This is a genomic window from Paraburkholderia sp. SIMBA_054, from assembly GCF_046534875.1.
Lineage (GTDB): Bacteria > Pseudomonadota > Gammaproteobacteria > Burkholderiales > Burkholderiaceae > Paraburkholderia > Paraburkholderia hospita.
Genome location: NZ_JAWRXV010001319.1, coordinates 1 through 250 on the forward strand (window position 1 = coordinate 1; position 250 = coordinate 250).

Here is a 250-nt window from a genome sequence, read left to right on the forward strand (position 1 = left end):
GAGCACTTCGCCGGCCAACTGACGGCCACGATCCAGATGGACGCCGCCGACGTGCCCGCGGCCCAGAAGCTCGTGCCGATTCTCGAGCGCAAGGCCGGGCGTCTGCTGGTCAACGGCTTTCCGACCGGCGTCGAAGTCTGCCACGCGATGGTCCACGGCGGCCCGTTCCCGGCGACCTCCGACAGCCGCGCGACCTCGGTCGGCACGACCGCGATCGAACGCTTCCTGCGCCCGGTCTGCTATCAGGACT

The 250-nt window shown here is 70.0% G+C and carries 1 pseudogene; it reads left to right on the plus strand.

Going from position 1 to position 250, the window contains the following annotated elements:
* Nucleotides 1-250 (plus strand): annotated as a pseudogene (locus SB822_RS59365) (aldehyde dehydrogenase (NADP(+))); the annotation flags it as partial.